The sequence below is a fragment of the Acinetobacter sp. WCHAc060042 genome (assembly GCF_003231195.1).
GTDB lineage: Bacteria > Pseudomonadota > Gammaproteobacteria > Pseudomonadales > Moraxellaceae > Acinetobacter.
Map to the genome: position 1 here is coordinate 23,357 of NZ_QKVN01000002.1, position 20,926 is coordinate 44,282.

A 20,926-nucleotide genomic window follows, 5' to 3' on the forward strand; every position below is an offset into this window, starting at 1 on the left:
AAAAGTTGATAAGTGGCTACACTTAGCACTTTAAAAACTCAGCCTGTATTAGAATTTATCGCAAATGAATACACAACGTGAACAATTGATACAAACTTGGATTTCATCTGTACTTGGTTCAGATCAATTTGAAATTAACTTTTTAGCAGGCGATGCAAGCTTCCGTCGTTATGCAAGAATCAAATTGAATAATAAAACATTTATGCTCATGGATGCACCACCAGAAAAAGAAGATTGTGTGCCTTTTGTGACGATTGATGAATTTTTCGATGCTAATGGTGTTCGGGTACCGCATATTGTTGCGAAAGATTTAAATCAAGGCTTCTTGTTGCTTGAAGATTTTGGTGATGTTTTGCTGTCCACACAGTTGGATGATAATACGGTCGATGCTCATTATGAGCAGAGCTTTAAGCAGTTGATTCAATTGCAATCCATTGATGGTAAAGGGCATTTTCCTGCATATTCTTATGAAAAATTAATGACGGAAATGAGTCTGTTGACTGACTGGTTACTGCCTAGTTTACAGATTAAACCCTCCGATGCTGAATCTGCGTTGATTAAACGTACCTTTGCGATTTTAGCCAATGCTGCTTTAGCACAGCCACAAGTGATTGTGCACCGTGATTTCCACAGTCGAAATTTGATGCTTTTGGCCGATGAGCAAGAGCAAGGTGTGATTGACTTTCAGGATGCGGTGATTGGTGCGGATACTTACGATCTGATTTCAATTACACGCGATGCATATGTACAGTGGAATCCTGAGCGGGTTTATCAGTGGTTTAAAGTGTTTTATGGCTTGTTGCCTGCTACAGCAAAAGAAGGGCGTGACTTTGAGCAGTTTAAGCAAGATGCTGATTTAATGGCGATTCAAAGACATATTAAAATTTTGGGCATTTTTGTACGTTTATTTGAGCGTGATAGCAAATCAGGTTATCTCAAAGATTTACCACGGGTGATGTGGTATTTACTTGAAGAAAGTAAACCTTATGCAGAACTACAACCTTTTATGCAGTTTATGTGCGATAAAGTGATGCCGAAGTTTGAAGCAAAATATGGCAAATATGAGGTTGTTGCATGAAGGCGATGATTTTGGCAGCAGGGCTAGGCAACCGTATGCGCCCCCTCACACTGTATAAACCTAAACCCTTGCTCGAAGTCGGTGGCAAGCCCTTAATTGTTTGGCATATTGAGAAGCTCAAACAAATTGGGGTCACAGAAATTGTGATTAATTCAGCTTGGCTGGCGAATATATTGATTGGTGCTTTGGGTGATGGTTCACAGTTTGGGGTCGATATTCGCTGGACTCGTGAGGAAGAAGGGTTAGAAACGGCAGGTGGCATCATTAATGCTTTGCCACTTTTGGGTACACAACCTTTTATCTTAATCAATGGTGATGTCTGGACGACTTTTGACTTTGCATCATTACTCAATGTTGATTTGGGAGAGGATTTAGCCCATTTGGTTTTTGTTGCCAATCCAGTGCAGCATCCCAAAGGGGATTTTATTTTAAATCAAGGACGGGCTTATACCTTTGAACAAGAGCAGTCGGGTGAGGCGCTAACTTATAGTGGTGTTGCTGTGCTTCATCCACGTATGTTTGATGGACTAGACGCAGGTAAGAGACCATTGGCACCTTTGTTAAAAGAAGCGATGTCGGCCGGTAAAATTTCTGCTGAAAAAATGCAGGCAACATGGGTAGATGTTGGCACACCTGAGCGATTAAGTGATCTAGATCTACAGATTCGTCGAGGTAAGTACGTTTAAGTGCATAATCACTAAGCGTTAACTACTGTTCCACGGCTTAGAAATCGGTATACTTCAGTTTAATTTTATTGAGATGTCTTCTTTATGCATCCATTTTTTCAAGACTTAAAGCAAGGTAGTCAAAAGCTTGGCTTAGATTTGAGTGAAGAAGCATTAAATCTATTGCTGAAGTATCAAGATGCCCTTGTGCTGTGGAACAAAGCTTACAATTTAACAGCGATTCGTGATCCTAAAGAAATGCTGGTAAAGCATTTATTAGATAGTTTAAGTATTTTAAGAGATTTACCGCAGGGCCGTTTACTGGATATTGGGACGGGTGGTGGCATGCCAGGCATGATTATTGCTCTTTGCCAACCTGAGCGTCAATGCGTTCTGCTTGATTCAAATGGTAAAAAAATTCGTTTTTTAAAGCAGTTTATTGCAGACTTAAAATTGACCAATGTAATTGCAGTTCAAACGCGTGTTGAGAATGAAGAGAGCATTAACGAGCTTGGGCAGTTTGATGTTATTACCAGTCGCGCATTTGCATCTTTAACGGATTTCATCAGTGCATCTAAACCATATATGCATCAAGACAGCATTATCGCGTCGATGAAAGGTTTGATCCCACAGGATGAAGTCGAAGCATTTAAAGATGAATTTAGCTGTGAAATTATTGCGTTAAAGGTTCCACGTTTGGACGAACAACGCCACTTACTTTTATTAAAACGTATCTAAAAAATTCAAAGGATTGGGCGGGTCATGGCACAAATTATTGCGATTGCGAACCAAAAAGGTGGTGTTGGTAAAACCACAACCGCAGTAAATTTGGCTGCATCTTTAGCAGTACTGAAAAAGCGGGTGTTATTGGTTGATATGGACTCGCAAGGTAATGCGACCATGGGTTCAGGCATTCAAAAAAATGACTTACTATATTCAGTGACCGATGTGTTGCTGGGCGAAGTGCCGATTGAAACTGCAATTACCAAAGCTGAGGTTGGCTATAAAGTTTTGGGTGCAAACCGTGATTTGGCTGGCGTAGAGTTGGCGATTGCTGAGCAAGAAGGTCGCGAGTTTATCCTTCGCGAAGCACTGAAAGAGGTCGAACAAGCATTTGACTACATCATTGTAGACTGTGCACCAAGTTTAAGTCTGATTACGGTGAATGCTTTGGCCGCAGTGGATGGTGTGATGATTCCAATGCAATGTGAATACTACGCTTTAGAAGGTTTGGCTGATTTAACACAAACGATTGATCGTATTCAACAAGCATTGAACCCAGAGTTAAAAATTATTGGTGTATTACGTACTATGTATGATGCACGTAATGCTCTGACACGGGATGTATCTGAAGAATTAGAACAATACTTCGGTAAGAAACTCTATGACACGGTCATTCCGCGTAATGTGCGATTGGCTGAGGCGCCAGCACATGGTTTACCTGTGATTTATTTTGAAAAAAGCTCAAAGGGCGCAGTGGCTTATTTACATTTGGCTGCTGAAATGATTAAGAAAAGCAAAGTGAAAAAAGGAAGTAACGCATGACCGTTAAGAAACGTGGACTAGCAAAAGGTCGTGGTTTAGATGCCTTACTTGGCTCAATCCAAAAAGAGAAATTACAACTTGAAGCACAAGCGCTTGATCATGGTCAACTCAAGCAGATTGATGTTCATTTATTACAACGCGGTGCATATCAACCACGTCGTTTTATCAATGAGCAAGACTTACAAGAGCTAGCTGCATCTATTGAAAAACATGGGGTGATGCAGCCGATTGTGATTCGTCCAATTGACAATGAACAACATCCTTATGAAATTATTGCGGGTGAACGTCGTTGGCGTGCGGCGCAACTTGCAGGCTTAACAGAAGTTCCTGCTATTGTGAGGGACTTGAGCGATCAAGTTGCCATTGCACTGGCTTTAATCGAAAACATTCAGCGCCAAGATTTAAACCCTGTCGATCAGGCGATGGCATTACAACGTTTTCATGATGAATTTGGCTTGAGTCATCAGGAAATCGCTGACACGGTGGGTAAGGCGCGTACCACAGTAAGTAATTTACTTCGTTTATTGAGTCTTGCTGAACCTGTGAAAGATTTTATGCAACAGGGCTTACTCGATATGGGGCATGCGCGTGCCATTTTAACATTGAAGGCAAAAGATCAGCTCAAAGTTGCAGAGTTAGTAATTGAGAAGAGTTTGTCTGTACGTCAGACTGAACAATATGTTCGTGATTTTAATGCACCTAAGCAAGAAAAAGAAAAAACGGAAATTGCGCCTGATATTCAGCAGTTGACGCAACGTTTGACGGATCGTTTTAGCGCAAATGTCAAAATTGATCATAATAAACAAGGCAAAGGTAAGCTCACGATTCATTATCATTCACTCGATGAGTTGGATGGTATTCTGAATATTTGTTTGGCTGAATAATTTTATTTTCAATTTATAAATACTTGGGGAAGTGTTATGTGGGAATTGGTAAAAGCAGGGGGGTGGCTCATGCTCCCCCTTGTACTCTGTTCAATCTTTACTGTTGCGATTAGCTTGGAGCGTTTTATTCGCCTGAAAAAATCGACGGTTCTACCTAAAGATTTACTTTTGACTCCAACACAAAGCATACAAAGCATTTTGCCTAAACTTAAACAGTCTGGTTTACAGACGACAACATTAGGGCGAATTTTGGAAGTGGGTTACCAAAGTAAAACTCAAGGTGAACAGTTTGCACGTGCACAGATGGAAGCAACAGCGTCTCAGGAAATTGGCTATCTTGAAAAAAATATTAATTTTCTAGGTACACTCAGTGCTGTTGCTCCGTTGTTAGGCTTATTAGGAACAGTACTTGGTATTATCGAGTCGTTCTTAATGATTGATATTGGTAACAGCAGTAATCCAACTTTGATGATTCCAGGGATTTCAAAAGCTTTGATTACGACAGCGGCAGGGATGTTCATTGCGATTCCAGCACTGTTTGCTTACCGCTATTTTCAGCGTTTAGTACAAGAATATATTGCTGAACTGGAACAGCAATCGACCTTGTTTCATGCTGCTTTATTTTATAAGCAATCTGAAACGTTGCTTGAAAATCATGATGATGTTGTGGTTAAACAAGCGAGCTAAGGTGAACGATGAAATTCAAGCGCACACAAGTTGAAGATATTCATATCAACCTCACACCAATGATTGATTGCTTATTGTTTATTTTGGTGTTTTTATTGCTGACCACAACATTTAATCAATTTAGCCGTATGAATTTAACCTTGCCCGATGCGCAGGGAGTTCCGCCCAAGACATTTGATCATAAAATTGAAGTTGTTGTTGATTCCACAGGACACTATTCAATCAATGGTCAGTCGATTGCATCGAAAGATACATCAGAATTAAATACCGCAATTAAACAGATTTCTAATGACCGTCGTGATCTAATGTTTGTGATTGCTGCTGATGCTAAAGCAACTCATCAAGATGTTATTCGTGTAATGGATGTGGCTGGTCAGCTTGGATTTGTAAATGTCAATATTAGTACGAAAGTGCCTTCCCGAGGTTATTAGTGAAACACGATTTTAAAGTTTATCTACGTCTACTGAGCTATTTAAAACCGTATTGGGGCGTAGCGATTCTTGTATTTATTGGTTTTGCTATAAATGCAGCGACAGAAGTTTCTGTCGCTAAATTGCTTGAAAAAATTATTGAGGCAATTCAGCATCGTGATCAAAGTTTCACTTCGCTATTTCCATTATTGGTTGTACTGGTGATGTTTTTTCGTGGGCTAGGTTTGTTTATGGGTGGCTATTTTACAGCAGTGATCTCAAGAAACTTGGTTTTTAACATTCGCCAAGTCGTCTTTGCTAAATTATTACGCTTGCCCTCACAGTATTATCTCGATAATAACAGTGGTCATATCACTGCAAAAATCATGTTTAATGTTGAGCAGTTAACGGCTGCATCTTCAGAGTCCTTAAAAACCATTGTTCAACAAGGCTTGATTACCATTGCTTTACTTGGCTATCTCATTTATAGCAATTGGCGTTTGACTTTATGTATTTTGATTTTTGCCCCGTTGATAGGTCTGCTTATTCGTAAAGCTGCGAAGCGTATGCGTAAGTTATCTATTCAAGTACAAAATACCATGGGTGATGTGAACCATGTTGTACAAGAAACAGTCAATGGTCACTTGGTGGTCAAAGGTTTTGGTGGTCAGACTTATGAGCAACAGCGTTTTAAAGATACGTCTATGGAAAATTTGCGACGTGGCTTAAAAATGGTGGTTGTACAACAATTAAATAGTCCGATTGTACAGCTTATTATGTCCATTTCGCTAAGTGTAGTGATGTGGATTGCGTTGCGTCCAGAAATCATGCAAGACACCAGTGCGGGCCAATTTGTGGCTTACATTACTGCAGCAGGTATGTTGAGCAAACCGATTAAAGCACTGACAGATGTGAATGAGAAGATTCAGCGTGGTATGGCTGCGGCACATTCTGTTTTTGAAATTTTAGACTTACCAGAAGAGAGAAATACGGGCACTTTAACGCCTGCGCTAAGAGGTAATATTGACTTTAAAGATGTGAATCTGGTGTATACCGATGGTCATCATGCTCTACATGACTTTAACCTTAGTGTAAAAGAGGGTGAAACTGTTGCGCTGGTGGGGCGCTCAGGTGCTGGTAAAACGTCTTTGGTAAATTTGTTAGTTCGCTTCCAAGACACGACATCAGGCCAGATTTTATTTGATGGTATAGATATATACGACATTGAAATCAATAGTCTGCGTAATCAAGTTGCAATGGTTAATCAACAAGTGGTTTTATTTAACCGTACTGTGCGTGACAACATTGCCTATGGTCAGCTTGAAAATGCCTCTGATGAAGAGGTTGTTGCGGCAGCAAAAGCTGCGTATGCTCATGATTTTATTATGGCATTACCGCAAGGTTATAACACCAAGTTGGGTGCACAAGGTCTTAATCTATCAGGTGGGCAACGTCAACGTATTGCGATTGCTCGTGCAATTTTGAAAAACGCCCCTGTATTAATTCTAGATGAGGCAACCAGTGCACTTGATAATGAGTCTGAGTATTTTATTCAGCGTGCTTTTGATGCAGCTATGCGTGACCGTACAACGATTGTGATAGCCCATCGTTTATCGACGATTGAAAATGCAGACCGTATTGTGGTGATGGATAAAGGGCGTATAGTAGAGCAAGGTAGCCATGCCGAGCTTATTGCAAAACAAGGTGCCTACTATCAGCTCCATCAGCGTAATTTTGAGGAAAACTAAGCCATGTCAGGTGCGCAGTTTATTCAGGATGCTTGGAACTCACAGGCAAAGTGGTTAATTGTGCTTCGACCCCTGTCTTGGTTATATCGAGGTGGTTTTCTTCTGAACCGAAAACTGTATCGGTGTAATATTAAAAAAGCCTATACCGCTCCTGTTCCTGTGATGGTGATTGGCAATATCACCGTAGGCGGGAGTGGTAAAACACCGCTGTTGATTCATCTCGTCAGTTATTTGCAAAGTAAAAACATTCGAGTCGGAGTCATTAGTCGTGGTTATGGTGCAAAAGGGCCTTTTCCAGCACTAGTAGACTTAAACTCGGTGCCCGAATATGTCGGTGATGAGCCTACTTTGATTGTGCAGTCAACAGATGTACCTATGGCTGTGGGACCAAACCGACAAGAAAGCATAGAGCTCCTGTTATCGCATTCTCCTATTGATCTAATTATTAGTGATGATGGTCTGCAACACTGGGCATTGAACCGTCAAATTGAATGGATTGTGTTGGATAATAATCGTGGTTTAGGCAATGCGAAATTATTGCCTGAAGGTTATTTGCGTGAACCAAAGTCAAGGCTCAATGAAGGAACAGTAATTGAGCATGCCGATCATCCTACATATAGGATGCATATGCATTTAGAGGTCGCAGAGCCTTATTTGTTGAACAGCACTGAAGCCAAAGTATTTAATCGGCAAGATGACTTTTATGCTGTGGTGGGGATTGGATTTCCTCAGCGCTTTTATCGCACTTTAGAAGGGATGGGCGTGCAGCAGTTCCAGTGTCATGAATTTGCTGATCATCATGAATATGAATTAGAAGATTTAGTCTTTGATGATGCCAATCCGATCATTACTACTGAAAAAGATGCCGTTAAAATTTTAGCTTTGTTGAAACAAAACCCAAGTTATTCTCGTGATATTTGGGTTGTTCCTGTCGATGCTGTTTTGTCAGCCGCATGTTATGACACTTTGCATCAACAACTTGCCTCTGTTGGTATTAAAATTTCTTAAGGTTTTTTATGAAACACATTGTTATCCCTGCGCGCTTTGCGAGCACACGTTTGTCTGGTAAACCTTTGCTTAAAATTCATGGTCGCGAAATGATTTTACGAGTGGTTGATCAGGCTAAAAAGGTAGAGGGTTTTGATGATTTGTGCGTCGCAACAGATGATCAGCGAATTTATGATCTCTGTAAAGCTGAAGGGGTGGATGTGGTGTTAACTTCGACAGATCATCCATCTGGTACAGACCGCCTAAGTGAAGTGGCAAAAATTAAGGGCTGGGCCAGCGAAGATATCATTGTGAATGTTCAAGGTGATGAACCGCTATTGCCTGCAAGTTTAGTTAAGCAAGTTGCACAGCTTTTAGAGACTCAGGTTGATTGTTCAATGTCGACTTTGTGTGAGCCCATTCAGCATCTAGATGAGTTTAAACGTGACAGTATTGTTAAGGTTGTGATGTCGAAATATAAGCAAGCACTATATTTCAGTCGTGCCACTATTCCTTATGACCGTGATGCAGCAAAACAAGCAGAACCAAGCTTACATCATCAAGCCTATCGCCATTTGGGGCTGTATGCTTATCGTGTGAAATTGCTTCAAGAGTATGTGACATGGGACATGGGGTCACTTGAAAAACTTGAAAGCTTAGAGCAACTACGTGTTTTAGAAAACGGTCATCGTATTGCGATAGATGTTGCAGAAGCGAATCTACCACCGGGTGTCGATACTCAGGAAGATTTAGACCGACTCAATGCCATGGATGTGGCTCATTTTGCATAATTGGACTTAGGTTTTAGACATGAAACAAACCCTGCCTGAGCAGATTTATCCGTGGCATCAAAGTGTTTGGGAAACGTTGACGACACGATTTCCCAATATTGGTCATGGCTTATTGTTTTATGGCAGAAAAGGTTGTGGTAAAGAGACTTTTGCTGAGCAGTTTTTGGCTTGGGTGTTGTGTGCTAATCGACAAGCTAAGCAATTAGCCTGTGGTGAGTGTGGAAGTTGTCAGTGGTTAAAGGCGGATACACACCCTAACTATGTTCACATCACCACAGATGAAGACAATAAAAAGCAAAATGCCAAAATCAAAATTGAAAAAATCCGTGATCTTTTGCCTTTTGTACAACAAACCGTGGATGGTTGGCGTGTTGTTATGATTGAGCCGGCTGAAGCATTGAATATTGCATCAGCCAATGCGCTACTAAAAACGCTTGAAGAACCGGGTGATCGTGTTGTTATCATCTTATTGGCAGACCACTATTTAAAACTGCCTGCAACGATTCGTAGTCGTTTACAACACTTTGCTTTGGATCGGATTCAACCGCAACAAGCAGAGCAATTTTTAAATCAACATTTGCCCAATAGTGACTTAGCACAGCTACATTTGCTGATGAATTTATCTAACCACATGCCTTTGCAGGCTATTGTATTATCCGAGAGTGAATGGTTGGCTCAACGGGCTGAATTTTTAAAAGATTGGCAAAAGTTGGTGGTGGATAAAAATATGCCAATGGCAATTGCGACCAAGTGGAATAAAGTGCTCGCATTCAGTGATTTTATTCAAATGTTTGAGTACTTGTTGTCAGATTTGATTTGTGTCAAGCTAAATCAACAGTTGAAAAACACTGATTTGGATTTCAGTGTGCTAGCAGAACAGTATTCACTTGAAACGTTGTTTTCAATTTATGCTGAGCTGCAACAGTCAAAACAATATATTGAACAAAATGTACAAACTAATTTAGTGCTCGACCAATTGTGTATTCGGTTGATGGATGTTTAAAACAGGGGAATTTTATGCAACCACGTATGGGCGGAATTATTCAAGCCAATATTCCAGATAAAGCAACGTTATATGCCAGTTATATGCCTTTTGTTGTAGGTGGTGGTTTGTTTATTCCATCTAAGCAGCCTGTGAAATTGGGCGAGGAGGTCTTTGTTTTGGCAACATTGCCAGAACAGTCGCAAAAAATCCCACTGACGGGCAAAGTTATTTGGGTTTCTCAAAAACAAAATGGAATCAAACTTCAAGGATTTGGGATTCAGCTTTCTGGAGAGAAAGGGATTTATTACAAATCTGAGGCGGAAAAATTGCTTGCAGGTCTTAAGTCTGAAGGTCGAACTAGTTACACTATGTGATTATGTAAGTGAAGTAGGAAACGCCCGTGTTTGTAGATACGCATTGCCATTTAACCATGTTGGATTTAACGCCTTATGATGGGAGTTTAGATTTAGCATTAGCGCAGGCACGTGAAGCTGGCGTTCATCGCTTTATGAGCATCTCGGTTGATATTGATGACCATATTGAATTGGCAAAAATAGCGGCTCGTCATAACGATGTAGGTTATAGCGTTGGCGTGCATCCTTGTGAAGATCCTGAAACTATGGCGCGTGCAAGTACAGATTATTTAATTGAACTTGCACAACCTGAAAAGGTATGGGCGATTGGTGAGACTGGGCTTGATTACTTTCATAGCACAGATTTTATTGCAGAACAAAAAGACTGTTTTGCACGACATATTCATGCTTCACAAGCTGTAAAAAAACCAGTTGTTGTGCACACCCGTTCGGCGAAACAAGATACTGTGGATATTATTCGTGCTGAAAAATCAACGCATGGTATTTTGCATTGTTTTACTGAAGATTGGGAAACAGCCAAGGCAGTTTTAGATTGTGGTTATTATGTGTCATTTTCAGGTATTGTCTCTTTCAAAAATGCGCAAGACCTGCGTGATGTTGCAAAACAAGTTCCTTTAGACCGCCTCTTGATTGAAACGGATAGCCCCTATTTAGCCCCTATGCCGTATAGAGGAAAGTCTAATGAACCAAAGTACGTTCCTTATGTAGCAAAAGCCTTGGCAGACGTATATGATAAGTCCTTGGAAGAGATGGCTTTCATCACAACGCAGAATTTTGAAAACCTTCTCAAGATGAAGTAAATAAAATTGAAACGATAAAAGCGTATAAGAGAGTGATAGGGTGAAGATGGATCGTCAGGCTCAGTTTCGAGCGAGAGAAGCGTTAATTTTTCAAGTGGCTGAACAGTTGCTTTTAGAAAATGGCGAAGCAGGAATGACCCTTGATGCATTGGCAGCAGAATTGGATCTGGCAAAAGGTACGCTTTATAAGCATTTTCAAAGTAAAGATGAACTGTATATGTTGCTTATTATTCGTAATGAGCGCATGTTGCTTGAAATGATTCAGGACACGGATAAGCAGTTCCCTGAACATTTAGCTTTTTTTATGCTTCATCATTTGCATCATCCTGAACGGACGGTGTTATTTCACCAAATCGAAGAGCGATTATCGACCACTGGTGTTGGGATCTATCATTTATTTACCGAGCTTTATCAGGTGCGTAAGCAACGTTTGCGTTTGATTATTCGTATGACGGAGCGGTATTTAGAGTCGATCGACAGCCAAATGACGGTACGCGATTATTTGGCTTCTATTTGGTCTTTAACGCATGGTGCGGCAGCCATTTTAAACTCTAGTTTTTATCAACGTTATTTGGGTTCGCGTGATACCTTGCGTGTTGCTTATATTGACCAAGCTTTGGCGATGCCTAAACAAATGGGTGCCGCGGGATATTTTGCTTAGCGGATTAGATCTATGAAACAGAAACCACCTTCAAGGATTCAAGGATTTACACTGGTTGAATTGATGGTGGTGATTGTGATTATGGCCATTATGGCATCATTGGTGATGTTGAATATCAATGGGGTTGATCAACGTAAAGCGGCGCAAGCCCGTGATTTTTTCATAATGGATGTGCAGAAAATTGCACGCGAAGCCAATGATCAGGCACGTGTGTTGGCATTAGAAATTCATCCTGCAACTGATGTCGCCGATTTTTCATATAATGTGATTGAATATAAAAATCCACAACTAACAGCTTTTACACCACAACAAAATAATACGATGCAAAATCAGCAAAAGTGGCAAGCATATACAGAGTTTCCTCAGCAAGTTTTAGCCAAGAATGTTTCTTTCGCAGTGCAATCTTTAGATTATGACGCTTCGAAAGCGGGAAATAATGATTTAATCCAAGAAAATGCCCCTAAATTGATTTGGCTGGGAAATGGGGAGGCTAAGCCTGTACGCATTCAATTTTATTATGCGAATGAACCAGTGGGGGCGGAAATTGAAATTGATCATTTAGGTAAGATTAATGCGAGCTAAAAGTTTACAACATCGCCTGCATTCTTGTGCTCGGATGAAACAGTATTTCATGACTCCTCGCCCCTCAAACATAGCTTTGGGTCTTTCTTGCGAGGCAGTACCCCTTAGATCGAATCTTGCGCGAATTAACCACTTCTCAGGATTTACATTGTTGGAGGTGATGGTTGCTCTGGCTATTTTTGCTACCGCAGCGGTCGCTTTAACCAAAGTAGGTATGCAATATACCCAGTCTACAGCACATGCAATTTTACGAACCAAAGCTCAATTTGTTGCTTTGAATGAAATTTCCATGATGGAAATCAATCGTGATTGGTTACAAGGTACAGCCTCTAAACAAATCACTCAGCAAGGAGAAACTTGGCAAATTGATAAATCGGCTCAGGCAACGATCAGTGCCAATGTCCAACGTGTCAATGTTCAAGTGAGCTTGGTGAATACTGAAACTGGAAAAGTGGATTCAGGTGTTACGAGCTTGGTCTTTTTTAACCATCGTGATGGAAGCCAGCCATGAAACAACGCTCAGGCTTCACTTTGGTTGAGTTATTGGTGGCGATTGCAATTTTTGCTGTATTGTCCGCTTTGGGCTGGAAAGTGTTTGATTATCTAATCAAGATCAAAGATCGAAATACGCAACATGAGCAACGTTTAGGGCAGTTACAAGAAGCTTATCAGCAATTGCTACGTGACTCGGTACAAATTGTTCCAATTACAGCCAATGTGGCTGATCAAATTCAGCCTGCTTTGGTACTGCAAGATGGGCAGCTTAGTTTTAGTAAAACGGGTGTGACAGATCCTTTAATGCAAGGTATACCACCTGAAGAACGGGTTGAATATGTTTACAAAGCAGATGAAAAAAAACTGTATCGTTATAAATATAAAAACTTAAATCAAATAGGTCATGACCAACCTGAAACCAGTGTCTTAATGGAGTCGGTCGATCAATTTCAAGTGATGGTGCTCAATCCAAATGAATTAGCACAGTGGCCTGAAGCAGCATTAAATGATCATGATCTAGCACAGGCCAAGCTGTTGCCTCGCGGTTTAAAAATAAACCTCACAGTCAATGATGAGCGTTATGAATGGGTATTTAGTTTGTTAAATACCGACTTTTTAAAACAAAAAGATTAAGTTGTAGGACATGAAACACGCGGGCTTTATACCAAACCATTTGTTTTTAAATATATTCGTTGCGAATAGGGGCACCTTTTGATGCGGTTTCAGCGTGGTATTGCACTGATTACGATTTTGGTGATGGTGGCTTTAGCAACTATCCTCGCAGCGACTATTGCGAAACATCAGCGGAATACGGCTGAAAGTACTGCTTATCTAATGAGACAAAACCAAGCCTTGTTATATGCAAAAAGTGCTGAAGCTTTTTTTGCTGAATTGTTGGTGGATGATGCGCAGAATGCTGCGGATGTTGATCATCTACAAGAAACGTGGGCAAAGCCTATGCCTGCTTTTCCAGTAGAGGACGGTTTTGTTTCAGGGCGTCTGGAAGATCAGTCGGGTAAATTTAATTTAAATGGGCTGCTTAAATCAGACGGAACAGTCAATGAAGCTGCAAAACTCTGGTTTGAAAAATTGTTAGAGCGTGTTGGATTGCCTGCACAACTTTCAGAAGCAGTCATTGACTGGCAAGATGAAAATGACGAAGTCAGTGGGTCGATGGGCGCAGAATCGACTTATTATCAAAGTTTAGCTCAAGGTTATTTACCAGCAAATCGACCTTTTTATAATATCGAGCAGTTGAAGTTGGTTCGTGGTTTTGAAGGTCGTAATTATCAACTCATCGCACCTTATGTCAGTGCATTATCGAGCAATGCCTTAAAGGTGAATATAAATACAGCACCTGCGTTGGTATTGGCAAGTATTGACCCGAAACTAGATATATCAGCTATTCAAAACATGCAAAAACAACAACAGGCCAGTCTTAAACATTTTTCTAATGTCAGTGAGTTGTGGGAAATTGATCCGTTTAATCAGATTGAAGAAGAGCAACGGGCTGCGGTTAATGATTTTCTGGGTGTTCAATCCAATTATTTTAAAGTAAGAATAGACGTGATGCTCAATGAGCGTAAACGTCAATTTAGTAGTGATTTGGTGCGAAAAGAACAAACAGTTTATGTGGCATATCGAAGTATGGCACCGTTTTAAACGTCGTTGGGCAGATTGATATGATTTGTCAATCGACTTCAACAATAAAATAAATGAGCATCTATTAACTTTTGCTTTATAATTAAAGTTAATCCTCAGAAAGTTTGATTGCATTACGACATATGTTAATTCGTAAGTTATTTAAGTTTGAAAATGCCCATATTGTACGTAATTGTACTTCGGATCGTTGTAAGCGTTCGATTCATGGTCATAGCTACAAAGTAGAATTACTTCTCAAAGCCTCTAAATTGGATCATGGTCAAATGGTCTATGACTTTGGTTTGCTCAAAGGTGTGATTAAAGATCTTTATGATTCTTTTGATCATGCAATTTGTTTTTGGCAAAACGACGATCCTGAATATATTCAAGCCTGCAAAACATTTAGTGCGCGTTGGGTATCTTTACCAGTTTCACCATCAGCTGAGCAATTTTCGCGTATCTTCTTTTACCTTGCCCAACAAGTACTTGCTTCGACTGTAACTCAAAACGGTGAGGGTGATGTGGAAGTGTATTCTGTGATTGTACATGAAACAGATACGGGTTATGCGCAAAGCTTTATTGAAGATATTGAAAATGAGCAGATGGGACTTTTAGCTCTTAATAAAATAGAATTTTCAGAGCAAATTCAAGCAGAATGGAATGATACTGAAATGTATAGCAAGTTAAAAGAAGGTATCAAATTTCATAATCCGAATGTAGAATTGCAAGTCAAATTGTGAAATTAGTCACAGAATATAAAGTCAAGGAATAAGGCGCAAGTATGTCTTTAACAGAACAACAGCAAACCAAGCTTGATAAAATTCAGCTGGATGCCAGTTGGAAATATGGATTAAGTGATTTTTTACTGAGTCCAAAAATGGATGCGTTAAAGCAATTTCTTGTTACAGAAATCAAGGCGAATAAAGTGATTTATCCGCCAAATGCACTGATTTTTAATGCATTTAATACAACACCATTGTCAAATGTAAAAGTAGTGATTCTAGGACAAGACCCATATCATGGACCCGATCAGGCGCATGGACTCAGTTTTTCCGTACAAAGAGGGCTTGCTTTACCGCCATCTTTACGTAATATTTTCCATGAGTTAAATAAAGATTTAGGTATTGAAATACCTAAACATGGGGATTTAACTCGTTGGGCGCAGCAAGGTGTTTTGCTGTTGAATAGTGTATTAACCGTTGAAGCTGGTCAACCGACATCACATCAAAAACAAGGTTGGGAAGACTTTACTGATCATGTGATTGATGTGTTAAATGAACAGCGAGAGCATATTGTTTTTATTCTTTGGGGAGCATATGCGCAGCGGAAAGGACAACGGATTGATCAAGAAAAACATTTGGTGTTAAAGGCGGCACATCCGTCACCTTTGGCAGCAAACCGTGGTGGATTCTTCGGTTGTAAAGTTTTTTCAAAATCCAATAATTATCTTAAACAACATGGCATTGAGCCTATAGACTGGCAGCTGGACGCATGACATATTCTCCCGTTTCTAAAAACTACCATCCAGATTTGATTGTAGAAGAAGCAAAAAATGGTTGGCGCATTGTTCGTCTGAATCGACCAAAATCACTTCATGCTTTGGATGAAACGATCGTTTCTGCTCTATTTGAAGTATTTCAAGACTTTCATAATGATGATGTTAAAGCCATTTGGTTAGATTCTACGACACCAAAAGCATTCTGTGCGGGTGGTGATGTGCGTAAGCTGCGTCAATTGGTGATTAATGACGAAGTAGCGACAGCAAATAAATTCTTTGAACAAGAATATGCACTGGACCTACTATTGCATAATTATGCAAAACCAGTATTGGTGTGGGGCGAAGGTTATGTGATGGGTGGTGGTTTAGGTCTGTTTATGGCTGCGCCATTCCGTTTGGTCACACCGCATTCACGTTTGGCGATGCCTGAGATTAATATCGGTTTGTATCCAGATGTTGGCGCAACGCGCTTCTTGGCAGATCGTGGTGCTATTGGATTGTTTACTGGCTTAACGGGTTCAATTATGACGGCAGCTGGCGCATATGGTATAGGCTGGGCCACCCATATTTGTGATACGCAACGTAGTACCGTGCTTGAAAAGTTGATCAATATTGATTGGAGCCATTATCCAGCAGGTGACTTTAGAGCGATTGATGATACCTTAAATAGTATGCACCGCCCGGTAGGTCCAGGCCCACTACAAAACTCGTTGGATGTGATTCATAGTGTATGTCGTGGTGTGAACTTTGAGCATGATTATGATGCTATTGTCGGTTTAAGTGATGCGCGTAGCGATTGGCTTCGTCAAGCCAGTGAGAACTTGCAAAAAGGTTCACCTACAACTGCTGCATTAACATGGTTGTTATGGCAGTGGGGTAAACAGGTTCATTCGTGGAATGAAGTTTTTGAGCTTGAGACACAAATTTCTGACTGGAAAATTCGCCATGCAGATTTCGTTGAGGGTGTACGCGCGCGCTTAGTGGATAAAGATTTGTCACCAGCATGGAAACAAGGGGTTAATAATAGCTTAAAAGGTATTTTTGCTGGAAATCCGCCAACGACAACTATCGCAAGTTGGAACGAACTTCTTAAGCATTACGACCTAATCTAATTTGACTTTATGACAGATGTTTTAAAAACGGACAGTGAATGGATGCAGCTTGCTTTAGAGCAAGCTGCAGTTGCCGCTTCAAAAGGAGAAGTTCCTGTTGGGGCGGTCATCGTGAGCCAGAATAAGGTTATTGGTTCAGGCTTTAATGCACCTATTTCATTGAATGACCCTACCGCACATGCAGAAGTTCAAGCTCTTCGAGATGCTTGTAAAAATATACAAAATTATCGTTTACCTGATGATGCGGTCATATATGTGACGCTTGAGCCATGCACCATGTGTGTGGGTGCTTTAGTGCATGCACGTGTTGCAAAAGTGGTTTTTGGAGCAACTGAACCCAAAGCAGGCTCTTTAATCAGTGCCCGTAAACTATTTGAAACAGGGTATTATAATCATCAGTTTTTGTTTGAAGCAGGTTGCTTGCATGAGCAATGCTCGTTGCAACTTAGTCAATTTTTTAAAATGCGTCGCGAGCAAAAACGACTATCTCGTTTACAAGAAAAGTGACAGAGATGTTTGTATAATGCTCATTTCATGTAAAATAAAATGACAATTAAAATTGTCAAATAATATATTGGAATCGACCATGAATCATATTCAGATTAAGAAAGAGTTTAGTGCGCCTTTAGAGCAGGTGTTTGATTTACTGTCTAAACACTCCACGTATAACGTTGCATTTGCACCAGTCCAAGTGGTTCGGGTAAAAGACTCGGCAGATCCAGAACGCCCTGATGGTCTAGGTTCTGTTCGTCGTATGGGCTTCGGTCCTATTAAGCCTTTACAAGAACAAATCACACTAATGAAAGTGAATGAGCGGATTGAATACAAAATTATTAAAAATCCACTCATCAAGCATCATCTCGGGATTATTGAGTTCGAAGCAATTGATCCAAATAAAACTTTAGTGACCTATACGATTGAATTACAGGCACGTGCGCCTTTTGTCAGTAAATTAATTCTTGCGCAGCTTAAATCTGCGATTAAACTAGGTTTTTCAAAACTCGCTAAATCTGTATAACAAACTTTGGGTAAGCAATGACAGTTCAAATTATTACGATTGATGGTCCAAGTGGTTCGGGCAAAGGCACGCTCGCTGCAAAAATAGCAGCGCATTATCAGTTTCATTTGCTTGATTCAGGTGCACTTTATCGTCTGTTGGGATTGTCCTTACATCAGCATGATTTGTTAGATGTTGTGGCGACAGAGTTGGCACAATGTGTGGAAATTGCTACACATTTAGACATACAATTTTTAAGCACTGCGCAAGGCACACAAGTCTTGCTTAAGGGTGAGGATGTTAGTCAAACCATTCGCACTGAGCGAGTTGGTGAGTTTGCATCAAAAGTTGCAACGATTCCTGAACTTAGAGCTGCACTGGTTGATCGCCAGCATGCTTTTGCACAGCCCCCTGGTTTGGTTGCGGACGGTCGAGACATGGCTACATCAATCTTTCCTGAAGCACAAGCGAAGATTTATTTAACTGCTTCAGCCCAATCTCGTGCTGAACGAAGAGTAAAGCAGTTGCAGGGTATGGGGCTGGATGCTAAAATAAACGATATTTTAGCTAATATTGAGGCGCGTGATAAACGTGACATGGAGCGAGAAGTTGCTCCACTCAAACCAGCGGTTGATGCTTATCTCATTGATAGTTCTGAATTGAACATTGATGAGGTGTTTCAGCTCATGACGGCTTATATAGATAAGCAATTAGCAAATTAACGAATTTTATATTCAGCAGAAGCATAGCTTGATCAGTTCAATATGGACTATGTAGACGCTTAACTAAACCGGCCTTGTCTGATCCAAGACCGCTGACTTTATCAGGTATATCATGACCGAATCTTTTGCAGCCCTCTTTGAAGAAAGCGAATTAAACCTCAACGTTGAAAAGGGTGCTGTCATCCAAGGCGTTGTAGTAAACATCGATTCTGACTGGGTAACAGTTGACACTGGCCTTAAATCAGAAGGTATTGTTGACCGCGCTGAATTCTTAAATGAACAACGCGAACTTGAAGTTCAAGTTGGCGACACTGTTGATGTTGTTGTTGAAGCTCTTGACAATGGCATGGGTCAAACAGTTTTATCACGTGAAAAAGCGAAACGTGCTGAAACTTGGACTAAACTTGAAAAAATCTTTGAAGACGGCGAAATCGTTACTGGTGTTATCTCTGGTAAAGTTAAAGGCGGTTTCACTGTTGACATCGGTCCAGTTCGTGCGTTCCTTCCTGGTTCTTTAGTTGATACTCGTCCTATTCGTGATACTACTCACTTAGAAGGTAAAGAGTTAGAATTTAAAGTAATCAAACTTGATGCTAAACGTAATAACGTTGTTGTATCTCGTCGTGCTGTTATGGAAGCTGAATCTTCAGCTGACCGTGAAGCTCTTCTTGCTCAGCTTGAAGAAGGTCAAACAGTTACTGGTACTATCAAAAATCTTACTGACTACGGCGCATTCGTTGACCTTGGCGGTATTGATGGTCTTCTTCACATCACTGACATGGCTTGGAAACGTATCAAGCATCCATCAGAAGTGGTTGAAGTTGGTCAAGAAGTTACTGTTAAAGTACTTAAATTTGACAAAGAACGTAACCGCGTATCTTTAGGTCTTAAGCAATTAGGCGAAGATCCATGGTTGGCGATCATGAGCCGTTATCCTAAAGGTTCTATCGTTAAAGCTCGCGTAACTAACTTAACTGACTACGGCTGTTTTGCAGAAATCGCTGAAGGCGTTGAAGGTTTAGTACACGTTTCTGAAATGGACCACACAAACAAAAACATCCACCCATCTAAAGTTGTTCAGATTGGTGATGAAGTTGATGTTATGGTTCTTGAAGTTGACGAAGAACGTCGTCGTATTTCTCTTGGTATCAAACAAACTCGTGCTAACCCATGGGAAGAGTTTGCTAAGAACCACGACAAAGGTGAAAAGGTTTCAGGTACTATCAAGTCAATCACTGACTTCGGTATCTTCATCGGTTTACCAGGCGGTATTGATGGTCTAGTTCACTTGTCTGATATTTCTTGGAACGAACAAGGTGAAGAAGCGATTCGTCGTTACAAGAAAGGTGACACTGTTGAAGCTGTTATCCTTTCTGTAGATGCTGAAGGCAACCGTATCAGCCTTGGTATCAAACAAATGAACAGCGATCCGTTCAACGATTTCTTAGCTGCTAACGAACGCGGTGCGCTTGTTAAAGGTACTGTAACTGCTGTTGACGCTCGTGGCGCAACTGTTAAGTTAGCTGACGAAGTTGAAGCGACTCTTAAAGCATCTGAAATCAATCGCGACCGCGTTGAAGATGCAACTAAGTTCCTTGAAGTTGGTCAAGAAGTTGAAGCTAAAATCATCAACGTAGATCGTAAATCTCGCTCTATCAACTTGTCTATCAAAGCGAAAGACGAAGCTGAAGAGAAAGAAGCAGTTGCTAACTTGAAGACAGCAGCTAACGGTCAAGACAATGGTCCTAAGACTATTGGTGATTTGATCAAAGCTCAAATGGGCAACTAAGTAGATGTTTAAATTGTATTGTTAATGTAAGTTAACTAATACTTTTTACACAAATACAATAAACGGTAGCGTAGTATTCACTTATTACGCTACCGTTTTGTATTTAAACAGGTTATTATCATTCTATCTACATGGTAGCTTGATAATTAAAGAGGTCGCAGATGACTACGGAAGCACTTAATAAGTCTGACTTAATAGAGCGTATTTCTCTAAAAAATCCACACTTAGCAGAGCCACTAGTGGAAGAAGCTGTTAAGATTATGATTGATCAAATGATTGCATCACTATCTTCTGATAGCCGTATTGAAATTCGTGGTTTTGGGAGTTTTGCACTTCACCATCGTGAGCCTCGTGTAGGTCGTAACCCTAAAACAGGTAAGTCGGTAGAGGTGGCTGCTAAAGCTGTTCCACATTTTAAACCAGGTAAAGCATTACGTGATGCAGTAAACGATTCTGCAGACTAATAAAATTTATC

The 20,926-nt window shown here is 40.5% G+C and carries 26 protein-coding genes; all 26 read left to right on the plus strand.

All coding sequences use genetic code 11. The features are described from left to right. The first annotated feature begins 64 nt into the window (after positions 1-64). Entirely contained in the window at positions 65-1,078 is a 1,014-nt protein-coding gene (locus DPG01_RS01095) for an aminoglycoside phosphotransferase family protein (protein ID WP_110973927.1), read from the plus strand. After that, a complete protein-coding gene (gene murU, locus DPG01_RS01100; protein ID WP_110973928.1) occupies positions 1,075-1,764 on the plus strand; it encodes an N-acetylmuramate alpha-1-phosphate uridylyltransferase MurU in 690 nt (229 codons plus the stop codon). The genes DPG01_RS01095 and murU overlap by 4 nt, the downstream gene beginning before the upstream one ends. A gap of 84 nt (positions 1,765-1,848) precedes the next feature. After that, the gene (gene rsmG / locus DPG01_RS01105; RefSeq protein ID WP_086210150.1) at positions 1,849-2,481 is read left to right on the plus strand and encodes a 16S rRNA (guanine(527)-N(7))-methyltransferase RsmG; all 633 of its coding nucleotides are present in this window, start codon (positions 1,849-1,851) and stop codon (positions 2,479-2,481) included. A gap of 24 nt (positions 2,482-2,505) precedes the next feature. Then, entirely contained in the window at positions 2,506-3,288 is a 783-nt protein-coding gene (locus DPG01_RS01110; protein ID WP_086210149.1) for a ParA family protein, read from the plus strand. Beyond that, a complete protein-coding gene (locus DPG01_RS01115; RefSeq protein ID WP_086210148.1) occupies positions 3,285-4,172 on the plus strand; it encodes a ParB/RepB/Spo0J family partition protein in 888 nt (295 codons plus the stop codon). The genes DPG01_RS01110 and DPG01_RS01115 overlap by 4 nt, the downstream gene beginning before the upstream one ends. Before the next feature lie 36 nt (positions 4,173-4,208). Beyond that, positions 4,209-4,859, plus strand: coding sequence for a MotA/TolQ/ExbB proton channel family protein (locus DPG01_RS01120; protein ID WP_110973929.1), 651 nt, complete (start codon positions 4,209-4,211; stop codon positions 4,857-4,859). Positions 4,860-4,867: 8 nt separating this feature from the next. Further along, positions 4,868-5,290 carry an ExbD/TolR family protein gene (locus DPG01_RS01125; RefSeq protein WP_086210146.1) on the plus strand — a complete coding sequence of 141 codons (423 nt, stop codon included), beginning with the start codon at positions 4,868-4,870 and terminating at the stop codon, positions 5,288-5,290. After that, positions 5,290-7,017: a lipid A export permease/ATP-binding protein MsbA gene (gene msbA, locus DPG01_RS01130; RefSeq protein WP_110973930.1), complete on the plus strand. Its 1,728-nt coding sequence runs from the start codon at positions 5,290-5,292 to the stop codon at positions 7,015-7,017. The genes DPG01_RS01125 and msbA overlap by 1 nt, the downstream gene beginning before the upstream one ends. Positions 7,018-7,020: 3 nt before the next feature. Next, positions 7,021-8,025 carry a tetraacyldisaccharide 4'-kinase gene (gene lpxK, locus DPG01_RS01135; RefSeq protein WP_110973931.1) on the plus strand — a complete coding sequence of 335 codons (1,005 nt, stop codon included), beginning with the start codon at positions 7,021-7,023 and terminating at the stop codon, positions 8,023-8,025. An 8-nt stretch (positions 8,026-8,033) separates the two neighbouring features. Continuing rightward, positions 8,034-8,795: a 3-deoxy-manno-octulosonate cytidylyltransferase gene (gene kdsB, locus DPG01_RS01140; RefSeq protein ID WP_110973932.1), complete on the plus strand. Its 762-nt coding sequence runs from the start codon at positions 8,034-8,036 to the stop codon at positions 8,793-8,795. A gap of 19 nt (positions 8,796-8,814) precedes the next feature. Continuing rightward, positions 8,815-9,798, plus strand: coding sequence for a DNA polymerase III subunit delta' C-terminal domain-containing protein (locus tag DPG01_RS01145; protein WP_110973933.1), 984 nt, complete (start codon positions 8,815-8,817; stop codon positions 9,796-9,798). Between the two features lie 14 nt (positions 9,799-9,812). Continuing rightward, complete coding sequence (locus DPG01_RS01150; RefSeq protein ID WP_110973934.1) at positions 9,813-10,154, plus strand: PilZ domain-containing protein; 342 nt, start codon at positions 9,813-9,815, stop codon at positions 10,152-10,154. Between the two features lie 26 nt (positions 10,155-10,180). Beyond that, entirely contained in the window at positions 10,181-10,954 is a 774-nt protein-coding gene (locus tag DPG01_RS01155) for a TatD family hydrolase (RefSeq protein WP_110973935.1), read from the plus strand. Between the two features lie 46 nt (positions 10,955-11,000). After that, positions 11,001-11,615 carry a TetR/AcrR family transcriptional regulator gene (locus tag DPG01_RS01160; protein WP_110973936.1) on the plus strand — a complete coding sequence of 205 codons (615 nt, stop codon included), beginning with the start codon at positions 11,001-11,003 and terminating at the stop codon, positions 11,613-11,615. 12 nt (positions 11,616-11,627) lie between these two features. Beyond that, positions 11,628-12,197 carry a type II secretion system protein gene (locus DPG01_RS01165; protein WP_110973937.1) on the plus strand — a complete coding sequence of 190 codons (570 nt, stop codon included), beginning with the start codon at positions 11,628-11,630 and terminating at the stop codon, positions 12,195-12,197. Positions 12,198-12,246: 49 nt separating this feature from the next. Beyond that, complete coding sequence (locus DPG01_RS01170) at positions 12,247-12,708, plus strand: type II secretion system protein (RefSeq protein ID WP_404814565.1); 462 nt, start codon at positions 12,247-12,249, stop codon at positions 12,706-12,708. Beyond that, positions 12,705-13,325, plus strand: coding sequence for a type II secretion system minor pseudopilin GspJ (gene gspJ / locus DPG01_RS01175; protein ID WP_110973939.1), 621 nt, complete (start codon positions 12,705-12,707; stop codon positions 13,323-13,325). Before DPG01_RS01170 ends, gspJ begins: the two co-directional genes overlap by 4 nt. Before the next feature lie 81 nt (positions 13,326-13,406). Continuing rightward, positions 13,407-14,354, plus strand: coding sequence for a type II secretion system minor pseudopilin GspK (gspK, locus tag DPG01_RS01180; RefSeq protein ID WP_162900258.1), 948 nt, complete (start codon positions 13,407-13,409; stop codon positions 14,352-14,354). Between the two features lie 122 nt (positions 14,355-14,476). Further along, on the plus strand, positions 14,477-15,073 hold the full coding sequence (locus tag DPG01_RS01185; RefSeq protein WP_110973941.1) for a 6-pyruvoyl trahydropterin synthase family protein: 597 nt from the start codon (positions 14,477-14,479) through the stop codon (positions 15,071-15,073). 41 nt (positions 15,074-15,114) lie between these two features. Next, positions 15,115-15,828 (plus strand): uracil-DNA glycosylase, encoded by a 714-nt coding sequence (gene ung / locus DPG01_RS01190; protein WP_086210134.1) that lies wholly within the window; start codon positions 15,115-15,117, stop codon positions 15,826-15,828. Beyond that, complete coding sequence (locus DPG01_RS01195) at positions 15,825-16,943, plus strand: enoyl-CoA hydratase/isomerase family protein (RefSeq protein WP_110973942.1); 1,119 nt, start codon at positions 15,825-15,827, stop codon at positions 16,941-16,943. Before ung ends, DPG01_RS01195 begins: the two co-directional genes overlap by 4 nt. A gap of 9 nt (positions 16,944-16,952) precedes the next feature. After that, the gene (gene tadA, locus DPG01_RS01200; RefSeq protein ID WP_110973943.1) at positions 16,953-17,450 is read left to right on the plus strand and encodes a tRNA adenosine(34) deaminase TadA; all 498 of its coding nucleotides are present in this window, start codon (positions 16,953-16,955) and stop codon (positions 17,448-17,450) included. Between the two features lie 79 nt (positions 17,451-17,529). Next, positions 17,530-17,961, plus strand: a complete 432-nt coding sequence (locus DPG01_RS01205; protein ID WP_110973944.1) for an SRPBCC family protein — start codon at positions 17,530-17,532, stop codon at positions 17,959-17,961. Between the two features lie 17 nt (positions 17,962-17,978). Beyond that, on the plus strand, positions 17,979-18,662 hold the full coding sequence (gene cmk, locus DPG01_RS01210) for a (d)CMP kinase (protein ID WP_110973945.1): 684 nt from the start codon (positions 17,979-17,981) through the stop codon (positions 18,660-18,662). Between the two features lie 112 nt (positions 18,663-18,774). Then, positions 18,775-20,451 carry a 30S ribosomal protein S1 gene (rpsA, locus tag DPG01_RS01215; protein ID WP_086210129.1) on the plus strand — a complete coding sequence of 559 codons (1,677 nt, stop codon included), beginning with the start codon at positions 18,775-18,777 and terminating at the stop codon, positions 20,449-20,451. A 161-nt stretch (positions 20,452-20,612) separates the two neighbouring features. After that, positions 20,613-20,915, plus strand: a complete 303-nt coding sequence (locus DPG01_RS01220) for an integration host factor subunit beta (protein ID WP_086210128.1) — start codon at positions 20,613-20,615, stop codon at positions 20,913-20,915. Positions 20,916-20,926 lie beyond the last annotated feature (11 nt).